Origin of the sequence: Streptomyces bobili (assembly GCF_002154575.1) — a bacterium.
GTDB lineage: Bacteria > Actinomycetota > Actinomycetes > Streptomycetales > Streptomycetaceae > Streptomyces > Streptomyces bobili.
Genome location: NZ_MUBA01000106.1, coordinates 37586 through 48402, shown reverse-complemented (window position 1 = coordinate 48402; position 10817 = coordinate 37586). Strand labels below are relative to the sequence as shown.

9 protein-coding genes and 1 pseudogene are annotated in these 10817 nt (G+C 68.3%); 6 read left to right on the top strand and 4 right to left on the bottom strand.

What is annotated here, in order from left to right; genetic code table 11:
- Positions 1–697 precede the first annotated feature (697 nt).
- The 4 genes from BZL64_RS09720 to BZL64_RS41025 all read left to right on the top strand — a co-directional run bounded on the left by BZL64_RS09720 (position 698) and on the right by BZL64_RS41025 (position 3424).
- On the top strand, positions 698–1267 hold the full coding sequence (locus tag BZL64_RS09720) for a TetR/AcrR family transcriptional regulator (protein WP_086768086.1): 570 nt from the start codon (positions 698–700) through the stop codon (positions 1265–1267).
- 265 nt (positions 1268–1532) lie between these two features.
- Positions 1533–2348, top strand: coding sequence for an oxidoreductase (locus tag BZL64_RS09715; RefSeq protein WP_208639407.1), 816 nt, complete (start codon positions 1533–1535; stop codon positions 2346–2348).
- A gap of 103 nt (positions 2349–2451) precedes the next feature.
- Positions 2452–3009 carry an NmrA family NAD(P)-binding protein gene (locus tag BZL64_RS41030; RefSeq protein WP_244205279.1) on the top strand — a complete coding sequence of 186 codons (558 nt, stop codon included), beginning with the start codon at positions 2452–2454 and terminating at the stop codon, positions 3007–3009.
- Entirely contained in the window at positions 2972–3424 is a 453-nt protein-coding gene (locus BZL64_RS41025; RefSeq protein WP_244205278.1) for a Rossmann-fold NAD(P)-binding domain-containing protein, read from the top strand. The genes BZL64_RS41030 and BZL64_RS41025 overlap by 38 nt, the downstream gene beginning before the upstream one ends.
- 561 nt (positions 3425–3985) lie before the next feature.
- Here BZL64_RS41025 and BZL64_RS09705 read toward each other — a convergent pair.
- Both BZL64_RS09705 and BZL64_RS09700 read right to left on the bottom strand, forming a co-directional pair.
- Positions 3986–5008: a hypothetical protein gene (locus tag BZL64_RS09705; protein WP_208639406.1), complete on the bottom strand. Its 1023-nt coding sequence runs from the start codon at positions 5006–5008 to the stop codon at positions 3986–3988.
- Positions 5009–5069: 61 nt separating this feature from the next.
- Positions 5070–5366: pseudogene (locus BZL64_RS09700) on the bottom strand (transposase); the annotation flags it as partial.
- On the opposite strand from BZL64_RS09700, the gene BZL64_RS09695 reads away from it, so the two are divergent.
- Positions 5362–5661 (top strand): site-specific integrase, encoded by a 300-nt coding sequence (locus BZL64_RS09695; protein ID WP_244205277.1) that lies wholly within the window; start codon positions 5362–5364, stop codon positions 5659–5661. The pseudogene BZL64_RS09700 and the gene BZL64_RS09695 sit on opposite strands and share 5 nt — an antisense overlap.
- Before the next feature lie 146 nt (positions 5662–5807).
- Here BZL64_RS09695 and BZL64_RS09690 read toward each other — a convergent pair whose 3' ends face one another.
- Both BZL64_RS09690 and BZL64_RS09685 read right to left on the bottom strand, forming a co-directional pair.
- Complete coding sequence (locus BZL64_RS09690) at positions 5808–7337, bottom strand: helix-turn-helix domain-containing protein (RefSeq protein WP_086768082.1); 1530 nt, start codon at positions 7335–7337, stop codon at positions 5808–5810.
- A gap of 64 nt (positions 7338–7401) precedes the next feature.
- Positions 7402–7599: a DUF4236 domain-containing protein gene (locus BZL64_RS09685; RefSeq protein WP_086768080.1), complete on the bottom strand. Its 198-nt coding sequence runs from the start codon at positions 7597–7599 to the stop codon at positions 7402–7404.
- A 485-nt stretch (positions 7600–8084) separates the two neighbouring features.
- Between BZL64_RS09685 and acnA the strand changes: the two genes are divergently transcribed.
- Complete coding sequence (gene acnA / locus BZL64_RS09680; protein WP_086768097.1) at positions 8085–10802, top strand: aconitate hydratase AcnA; 2718 nt, start codon at positions 8085–8087, stop codon at positions 10800–10802.
- Positions 10803–10817: the final 15 nt, after the last annotated feature.

Below are 10817 nucleotides of genomic sequence, written 5' to 3'. Positions count from 1 at the left end.
CCGCTCCGGAGCGGTGTCGGGGGTGAGGTGGAGGCGAAGGGCAGGAGGCGGGGGAATGCCCTCGATGTCGGAGAGGGTGCCCGTCAGGCTCTCGACGTGCATGGTCACGTGGTCGCTCCGCAGCGTGGACGTCGAGCCGGACGCTCCATCGATGTGCTGGATCTGCGGGCCGACGGGTACGGCCCGTCTTCAGGTCGCGGATCGTGACACCCGCCGCGGAGGACTTGAGTACCCGCTTGGGTTCGGCGGCCGTGTCCACGGTCACCACGCTGCGGAAGGCGAGGTCGCGCAGTTCGAGGCGGCTGCCCTTCATGGTCCACGACTCGACGGCCGGACGAAGTGGGCCGCAGGGCGGCCATCGAGCCCGCGATGGAGAGCATGCCGACGCGCAGCGGGAGGAAGGCCGCGGCCAGACCGCCGAACGCGACCAGCAGGAACAGGAAGACCACGGGGGCGGAGAGGACCCAGGTGGGCAAGGGGCTGCACCGCATCCCGGTGGGGACGACGCCAGGGAAGACGACGGTCCCGGCATGGCGAAGGCCACCCCTACATCCCGCAGGACGGGGCCATTGCTCGGAGTGGTCCCGGTGTGTGTCTCGGCGACGGCCTTTCCTCAGGCCGTCGCCAGCCTCCGCCCGGACTCCACGCTGGAAACCGATCGGTTTTCATCCTGTTGGAATCGAGTTAACCTCGCAGCATGACCACCCATGTGAAACCAAGCCCCAGGGAGCGGCTGCTGGAGGCAGCGGCCACGCTCACCTACCGGGAAGGCGTCGGCATCGGCGTCGAAGCGCTGTGCAGGGCGGCGGGAGTGTCGAAGCGCTCCATGTACCAGCTGTTCGACAGCAAGGATGAACTGCTCGCGGCGAGTCTGGAGCAGCGCATTTCCGCCTATGCGACAGCACTCCTGCCCGCGGCGGACGACGGCCGGTCGCCCCGCGAGCGGATCCTGTACGTCTTCGAGCAGGCGGAATCGCAGTCGCGCGCGCCCGAGTTCCGCGGCTGTCCCTACCTGGCCGCGCAGATCGAGCTCAAGGACCGGAGTCACCCCGCGAGCCGGGTCGCCCATGAGGCCAAGGAGAAGCTGACCGCCTTCTTCCGCGCCGAGGGCGAGCACGGCGGGGCGAGCGATCCCGATCTGCTGGCCCGGCAGCTCAGCATGGTCTTCGACGGTGCCAGTGCCCGCGCGGGCATCGGAGCGGACAAACTGGCGGGGCTCATCGCACCCACGGTGATCACCCTGCTCGACGCGGCACGTATGCGCTGACGCATCGCCCCTCCAGAACGCTTCCCTACCGCCCGGCGTTAGAGGGGAGCCCCATAGCCGCAAGAGTGTTGCCGAGCATGCCGCAGGCGAAGAAGCCTGCGGTCCGGTCGGCATGGGCGCCCAGCGCCGGGTTGCGCTCTCGCGCCTCTCCTGCGCACTGATCCTGCCCATGCCGTCCTTCTCCCTGCTTGAACTTGCATGCGGAAACCGATCAGTTTACAGTTCTGGAAACCGATCGGTTTTTCAATGAGTGCGGGAGTGCATGATGACGACAGATCGGCCGGTGGCACTCGTGACGGGTGCGTCCTCCGGCATCGGGAGGGAAACCGCGCTCGCACTGGCCGCGGCGGGTTTCGGCGTGGTCGGCACAAGCCGCGACGCCTCACGCGTCACCCTGCTCGACGGCGTGACGTTCCTCGGCCTCGACGTGGCCAGTGACGCCTCGGTCACCGGCGCGGTCCAGGAGGTGATCGCGCTGTTCGGGCGGATCGACGTCCTGGTGAACAACGCCGGTGTCGGCTCGATGGGTGCGGCGGAGGAAACCTCCGTCGAGCAAGCCCAGGCCGTCTTCGACACCAACGTCTTCGGGGTCATGCGCATGGTGACGGAGGTCCTGCCGTACATGCGCGCCCAGAAACGCGGCCGCGTCATCAACATCTCGTCCGTACTCGGATTCATGCCCCAGCCGTACATGGCCGTCTACGCCGCCTCCAAGCATGCGATCGAGGGCTACTCCGAGTCCTTGGACCACGAGGTCCGGGAGTACGGCATCCGGTCGCTTCTCGTCGAGCCCGCCTACACCAGGACCGGATTCGAGGCCAACAGTGCGAAGCCGGAGGCACCCCTGCACGCCTACGCGAAGCAGCGCCAGACCGTCGACCGCGTGCTGGCGCAGGCGATCAGGGACGGCGACGACCCCGCCGTCGTCGCCAAGGCGATCGTCGCGGCGGCGACCGACGCCAGGCCGAAGCTGCGCTACACCGCCGGCCCCACGGCCGGACGCGTGAGCACGCTGCGCCGTCTCGTTCCCGCCCGCGCCTTCGACAAGCAGATCCGCAAGATCAACCGCCTGGCCGGCTGACGCACGGGCTCACACGGAGACGGCCACCCGGCACGACGTTCGCCGCCCACCTCCTCGGCCTTCCGAACAACTGACCCACCCCCACCAGACAGAGGACACCTTGATGCCAGAGCGCAATCCCATCCTGATCACCGGTGCCGCCGGCGAAATCGGTGGTGTGAGCCGGACGATGGTCGACATGCTGCTCGAACAAGGGCACCCCGTCCGCGCGTTCGTACGGCAGGACGACGAACGCGCCCACTCGCTCCGCCAGGCCGGGGCGGAGGTCTTCGTCGGTGACCTGCTCACCATCGCCGACGTGACCGCCGCGCTGAAGGGCGTCCGGCGCATCTACTTCAGCATGAGCCTGTCGCCGTATTACACCGACGCCGTCAGCCTGATGGCCGCGGCGGCGCGGGCCCAGGGTGACATCGAGGTGTTCGTCAACATCTCCGAGTACGAGCAGTCCTTCATGACGTTCGACAGGATGACCGCGCCGGAGGAGGAACGGCGCGTGGCTCGGCGGACTCGTCGCCAACTGGTCGCCGCAGCAACGGGCCCACTGGGTCGCCGAGCAGGTGCTGGAGTGGTCCGGCGTCCCGACCGTCAACGTGCAGGCGGCCTTCTTCGTCGAGAACCCCATCATGACCTGGCTGGCCCTGGGCTCACTGGCCGACGGTGAACTGCGTCTGCCCTTCGGCGATCACCGGCTCGCACCCATCGCCGGTTACGACGTCGCGGAACTGTGCGCGAAGATCCTGGCCGACCCGGCGCCGCACATCTCCAAGTCCTACGCGCTCACCGGCCCGGAGTTGAAGGACATGCACGGGTTCGCGGAGGACTTCGCGGCCGTGCTGGGACATCCGGTCACGTATGTTCCCGAAGACATCGAGACCTGGAACGAGACCTACGTGGACACCAACATGTCCGCGTACCCGCACATTGCGGAGCACCTGAAGACCCTGACCCGGATCATCGGCCGCGGAGGATACGGCGGCATCACCGACGAGCTGGAAACCCTGCTTGGACGCCCGCCGAAGACCGTGCGGTGGGCTCTGGAGAACCACCCGCGCATCCGGAAGCTGGCGGCCGCCTGAGCCGCTGAGCGGCCCGGAACAGAACAACGATGCCACGCCGGAGTCTTCGAGCCGAAGACTCCGGCGTGGCGGGGGCTTCGCCCGGCGTGGTCCGCCCGGCCGAAGCCCTGAAGGCCCCCGGAAGGTCCCGGCGCAGCCCGAACGAACGCCCTCACCGGCGGCGAAGCGGAGACGTGCCGCACGTCTGCCTCGCCGATGGCGAAGGACGCCGGCCGGCTTCTGCACGACGGTCCACAGGCGGCGCCGGCGAGCGGCGTCGTGCGACTGGGCGCTCGGCAACGACCGAGGGATGCCCCCTGAGACTTCCCGTGATCGCGTCCGCAGGAGGCATTCCACTCCCGAGGCCACACCAGCGAGGGCTGCGGCCGATCGTCTCCAGAACGCCGCCCCTGCTGATCACGCAGCTGTCCCGGCGACTGAACACAACCAGGACGGCGAAGATGGCCGTCGGCAGGCGGCGCCGGTTCCGCTAGACGCCCTCGACCGGCAATTCACCGTCCTGCTGGCAACCTCTATGCGGCATCCGACCATGATCGATCTCCGCTGACGCGGGAGTAATTGTCAAGACCTGTGGATTGCTCGACTTGTCTGCTGCGATGAGGACTCGCCAGTCCCAGGCTGCGACGTGAGGGCCTCGGCAAGGCGGTCGACGCCGAATCCGCTGATCAGTAGGCGTTCTTTGCGGTTACCGGTGAGCAGTTGGCTCCATTGGACGAAGCCGCCGTCGCCGACTTCCAGCTGGTGGCCTCCGATGCTGGTGTAGATCTTGAAGCAGATGCCGGTGTAGTAGCCGCGTCCGGTGGTCCGGTCGGGGTCCTGGGAAACCTGTATTCCTGGCAGCCCGGCGAGGTCGTGGCGCATCTGCTCGAGGGTCGGACCAGTCGCGTCCTCCAGAAAGGTCAGTCTGATCTTTGTGTCCTGTGCCCCGACGTCGGCCATGACCCGGGCGGCGTACCGTAGGTGCTCGGCCAAGTGCCGGTGCTCAAAGAGTCGGTTGCCGGTGTCTCGGCCGGCGGTCACCAGACCGAAGAGCTGGAAGTGGGCGAGGTTCTTCGGACCGTTGAAGCTCTGGGCGCGAGCCACTCGCTGGCTGGCCGCCAGCCGGACCGGCGCGTTCGAACGCGGATCGGCGGCCAGCGCCAGGGAGCGCCGGTGCGATGCCTCTAGCGCCAGTGCGTTCGTCGGGTCGGCAGCCACCTCGCTGCCTCGAACAGTCGCGATCACCTTGCGTGGATCGACGGTCGCCACGGCCGAATGCGTGGCCAGCGGCACGACCGGGGCGAGAACGAGGACCTCGAAGCCGTCGGGCAACGCCGACACCAACGCGTCCTCGGTGCGGCGCAGTGCGGTGAACTCGACCGGCGCTGGGGCTACGAACCGATCGCTGCGATAGCGCCGCATCACCTCGGCCGGCGAGAGCCGGTCCGCCCGGCGCCGGAACACCTCCAGCAGCAGCGTGGTCAGATCCGCGCCCGACATCCCGCTGGCCAGCAGTTCCAACAGTTCCGGGCCGTCGGCCGTGGCCAGAACCCGACGCAACGCCGGGTTGACTGGGATATCTCCGGTGAGGTCATCGCGCGTCATAAACATCGAGTATCACGGTTCGGAAATCGGCCGGACCAGTGAGTTTCTGACACTTCGACGGTCATGCCACCGCAGGCTCAGGGCGCTCGACCAGGACGCCGTTCTCGAACCGGGCGCCCGCACGGACCAGGGGCACCAGGTGGGCTCCGGTGATTGCCCGCCAGCGGGCCTGGGCGGACTCGACCAGCTTGAACACCATCGCGAGGGCTGCGGCCGGGCTTCCGGCGCCGCGGGTGACCTTGGTGCGGAGCTTGACCGTGGAGAACGTCGACTCGATGGGGTTCGTGGTCCGTAGGTGGATCCAGTGCTCGGCCGGGAAGTCGTAGAACGCCAGCAGTTCCTCGGCGTCATCAGTGACTGACTACTTCAACTCCTACGTGTGGAAGCCCGCGCTGGCCACGGCGGGCGTGATTGCCCCGCTGGATGAGAGCGCCTCGGCGGGCGCCCGTGTGTGGGAGCCGTCCCGGGAGCACGGATTCCACGCCCTCCGCCACTTCTACGCCTCCGAGGAGCTGGAGGCTGGCGAATCGGTCGTCTCCCTGGCACGCTGGCTGGGGCACTCCGACCCTGGCTTCACGCTGCGGAAGTACTCCCACTTCCTGCCGCGAGCGGGCGCACGGGGCAGCGTCGCTATCGACGCGATCTTCGGGTAGCGGCGGCCGGACGCCGCCGCTCGTGATGCACGGCCCGCGGAAGTCCGCGGCAGGCGCAAAGTCCCAGAGAAGTCCCACGCATGCCGCCGCGCCCCTCCCTGCCCCGCTTCATTGCAGGTCAGAGGGGGTGCGGTGGCATCGTCGTATCAGATATCCCGGAAGATCTCGATCTGTGCCCCGATGGAGTTGAGGCGCTCGGCCAGGTCCTCGTAACCGCGGTTGATGACATAGACGTTGCGCAGCACGGACGTGCCCTCCGCCGCCATCATCGCCAGCAGGACGACCACCGCGGGCCGCAGGGCCGGCGGGCACATCATCTCGGCGGCGCGCCAGCGGGTGGGACCCTCCACCAGGACCCGGTGCGGGTCGAGGAGCTGGAGCCGGCCGCCGAGGCGGTTGAGGTCGGTCAGGTAGATCGCGCGGTTGTCGTAGACCCAGTCGTGGATGAGGGTCTTGCCCTGGGCGACGGCGGCGATCGCCGCGAAGAACGGCACGTTGTCGATGTTCAGGCCGGGGAACGGCATCGGGTGGATCTTGTCGATCGGCGCCTCCAGCTTCGACGGCCGGACGGTGAGGTCCACCAGGCGGGTACGGCCGTTGTCGGCGACGTACTCCGGCGTACGGTCGTGATCGAGGCCCATCTCCTCCAGCACGGCCAGCTCGATCTCCAGGAACTCGATCGGCACCCGGCGCACCGTCAGCTCCGACTCCGTGACGACGGCGGCGGCCAGCAGGCTCATCGCCTCGACCGGGTCCTCGGAGGGGGAGTAGTCCACGTCCACGTCGATGTCCGGCACGCCGTGCACGGTGAGCGTCGTCGTGCCGATGCCCTCGACCTTGACGCCGAGCGCCTCCAGGAAGAAGCAGAGGTCCTGGACCATGTAGTTGGAGGAGGCGTTGCGGATGACGGTCACCCCGTCGTGCCGGGCGGCGGCCAGCAGCGCGTTCTCCGTGACGGTGTCCCCGCGCTCGGTCAGCACGATCGGGCGGTCCGGGCGCACGCCACGGTCGACGACGGCGTGGTACTGCCCCTCCGTCGCCGCGATGTCCAGCCCGAACCGGCGCAGCGCGATCATGTGCGGCTCGATGGTCCGCGTCCCGAGGTCGCAGCCGCCGGCGTACGGCAGCTTGAACTGGTCCATGCGGTGCAGCAGCGGGCCGAAGAACATGATGATCGAGCGGGTGCGTACGGCTGCCTCGGCGTCGATCGCCGCCATGTCCAGCTCGGCCGGCGGCACGATCTCCAGGTCGACGCCGTCGTTGATCCAGCGTGCCCGTACGCCGATCGAGCTGAGCACCTCCAGGAGGCGGTAGACCTCCTCGATGCGGGCGACCCGGCGCAGCACCGTGCGCCCCCGGTTGAGCAGCGAGGCGCACAGCAGCGCCACACACGCGTTCTTGCTGGTTTTCACGTCGATGGCGCCGGACAGCCGTCGGCCACCCACGACGCGCAGATGCATCGGGCCCGCGTAGCCCAGTGAGACGATTTCACTGTCCAGGGCTTCACCGATTCGAGCGATCATCTCAAGGCTGATGTTTTGGTTCCCGCGCTCGATGCGGTTGACTGCGCTCTGGCTTGTTCCGAGCGCCTCGGCCAGCTGCGCCTGTGTCCAGCCCCTGTGCTGCCGGGCGTCACGGATGAGCCTGCCGATGCGTACGAGGTAGTCGTCTGCCATGGGGTTGAGGTTATCTCAGATATGAGATCGCGCCTCTTGGGGGGTCCGATCGAGTGATGCCCCGTCAACGCCGCCTGGCGGTACGGGTGCGACGCCACCCGAAAGGTCCGGGCAAATCCACCGATGTCGTACGACGCCCCGTGCTGCTGCGGGTGTGGCGCGGGCCGTGCGAGCCGCCGGTGGTGATGGACCACGAACGCCGGTTGATGTTCAGCCGCACCCCCGGAAGGATGCGGAAACTCTTGCGGAACGTGAGGGGCACGGGGGTCTCCTTCTCGGTCGGCGCGTTGCGGGCGCCGTGGGGAAACGGCGGGGAAACGCTCCGCTTTCGTCTACCCCCGCTCGGCCGAGCCATGGGCGGTACGCGGCGGGGCGTGGCCGCGCTCCATGGGCAGGGCCGACGGCTGACGTACCAGCAGGTGACGCCATGTCGGAAAAATCCCGAAACGGATTCCACGCCATCCGCGCCATCCGCCGGCCGCGCGCCGCGCGCCGGGTGCCGCACGCCGGGGATCCGGGCGCCGCGAGTCCGCGGTGGCGCGGCGCGGCGGGCCCTGGGCATGACCAACCAGCGCCCATGTACTAGAGTTATCTCGACATCGAGATATCTGCCGAGGCGCACCGCAGCCGCACGCACCGCCGGTCTCGCAGTAAGGGTTACCTAACTTAGCCTGACCTTAGAGGATCGGCCAAGCCAGCGTGACGGCAGGATGCGGTGGAACGCGCACATCAATGAAGGAGACTGTCGTGTCGGCGAACAGCTTCGACGCCCGCAGCACGCTGCCGGTGGGCGACGAGTCGTACGAGATCTTCCGGCTGGACAAGGTCGAGGGCTCCGCGCGCCTTCCCTACAGCCTGAAGGTGCTGCTGGAGAACCTGCTCCGCACGGAGGACGGCGCGAACATCACCGCCGACCACATCCGCGCCCTCGGTAACTGGGACTCGCAGGCTCAGCCCTCCCAGGAGATCCAGTTCACGCCGGCCCGCGTGATCATGCAGGACTTCACCGGCGTGCCCTGTGTCGTCGACCTCGCCACCATGCGTGAGGCCGTCAAGGAGCTGGGCGGTGACCCGGCGAAGGTCAACCCGCTCTCCCCGGCCGAGCTGGTCATCGACCACTCGGTCATCGCCGACAAGTTCGGCACGAACGAGGCCTTCGCGCAGAACGTCGAGCTGGAGTACGGCCGCAACAAGGAGCGCTACCAGTTCCTGCGCTGGGGCCAGACCGCCTTCGACGACTTCAAGGTCGTCCCGCCGGGCACCGGCATCGTCCACCAGGTGAACATCGAGCACCTGGCGCGCACGGTCATGGTCCGTAACGGCCAGGCCTACCCCGACACCCTGGTCGGCACCGACTCGCACACCACCATGGTCAACGGCCTCGGCGTCCTCGGCTGGGGCGTCGGCGGCATCGAGGCCGAGGCCGCGATGCTCGGCCAGCCGGTCTCCATGCTGATCCCGCGCGTCGTCGGCTTCAAGCTCACCGGCGAGCTGCCCGCCGGCACCACCGCCACCGACCTCGTCCTCACGATCACCGAGATGCTGCGCAAGCACGGCGTCGTCGGCAAGTTCGTCGAGTTCTACGGCGAGGGCGTCTCCGCCACCTCCCTCGCGAACCGCGCCACCATCGGCAACATGTCGCCGGAGTTCGGCTCCACCGCCGCGATCTTCCCGATCGACGACGAGACGCTGAAGTACCTGCGCCTGACCGGCCGTGACGAGCAGCAGGTCGCGCTCGTCGAGGCGTACGCCAAGGCGCAGGGCCTCTGGCTGGACCCGAAGGCCGAGCCGGACTTCTCCGAGAAGCTCGAGCTGGACCTGTCGACCGTCGTCCCCTCGATCGCCGGCCCGAAGCGCCCGCAGGACCGCATCGTCCTCGCGAACGCCGCCGAGCAGTTCAAGACGGACGTCCGCAACTACGTCGACTCGGTGGACGAGGCCGGCCAGGAGTCCTTCCCGGCCTCCGACGCCCCGGCCGTCAGCCCGAACGGTGCCCCGTCCAACCCGGTCACGGTGACCGCTCCCGACGGCTCGACGTACGAGATCGACCACGGTGCGGTGACGGTCGCGGCCATCACCTCCTGCACCAACACCTCCAACCCGTACGTCATGGTCGCCGCCGCGCTCGTCGCGAAGAAGGCCGTGGAGAAGGGCCTGACCCGCAAGCCGTGGGTCAAGACCACCCTCGCCCCGGGTTCGAAGGTCGTCACCGACTACTTCGACAAGGCGGGCCTGACCCCGTACCTCGACAAGGTCGGCTTCAACCTCGTCGGCTACGGCTGCACCACCTGCATCGGCAACTCCGGCCCGCTGCCGGAGGAGGTCTCCAAGGCCGTCAACGACCACGACCTCGCGGTCACCTCGGTCCTCTCCGGCAACCGCAACTTCGAGGGCCGGATCAACCCCGACGTCAAGATGAACTACCTGGCCTCCCCGCCGCTGGTCGTCGCGTACGCCCTCGCGGGATCCATGAAGGTGGACATCACGCGCGACGCCCTGGGCGCCGACCAGGACGGCAACCCGGTCTACCTCAAGGACATCTGGCCCACCGAGGCCGAGGTCAACGACGTCGTGGCCAACGCCATCGGCGAGGACATGTTCAACAAGTCCTACCAGGACGTCTTCGCGGGCGACGCCCAGTGGCAGGCGCTGCCGATCCCGACCGGCAACACCTTCGAGTGGGACCCGCAGTCGACCTACGTGCGCAAGCCCCCGTACTTCGACGGCATGACGATGGAGACCACCCCGGTCTCCGACATCACGGGCGCGCGCGTCCTGGCCAAGCTGGGCGACTCGGTCACCACCGACCACATCTCCCCGGCCGGCGCCATCAAGGCCGACACCCCGGCCGGCAAGTACCTCACCGAGCACGGTGTGGAGCGTCGTGACTTCAACTCCTACGGCTCGCGCCGAGGCAACCACGAGGTCATGATCCGCGGCACCTTCGCCAACATCCGCCTGCGCAACCAGATCGCGCCGGGTACGGAAGGCGGTTACACCCGCGACTTCACCCAGGACGGCGGTCCGGTGTCGTTCATCTACGACGCCTCGCGCAACTACATCGAGCAGGGCACCCCGCTGGCCATCCTGGCCGGCAAGGAGTACGGCTCCGGCTCGTCCCGCGACTGGGCCGCCAAGGGCACCGCGCTGCTCGGCGTCAAGGCCGTCATCGCCGAGTCGTACGAGCGCATCCACCGCTCGAACCTCATCGGCATGGGCGTCCTGCCGCTCCAGTTCCCGGAGGGCCAGTCCGCCGCCTCCCTCGGCCTGACCGGCGAGGAGACCTTCTCCTTCACCGGCGTCGAGGAGCTGAACAACGGCACCACGCCGCGCACGGTCAAGGTCACCACCGACACGGGCGTCGAGTTCGACGCGGTCGTCCGCATCGACACCCCCGGTGAGGCCGACTACTACCGCAACGGCGGCATCATGCAGTACGTGCTGCGCAGCCTGATCCGCAAGTAACCAGCAAGCGGTTCG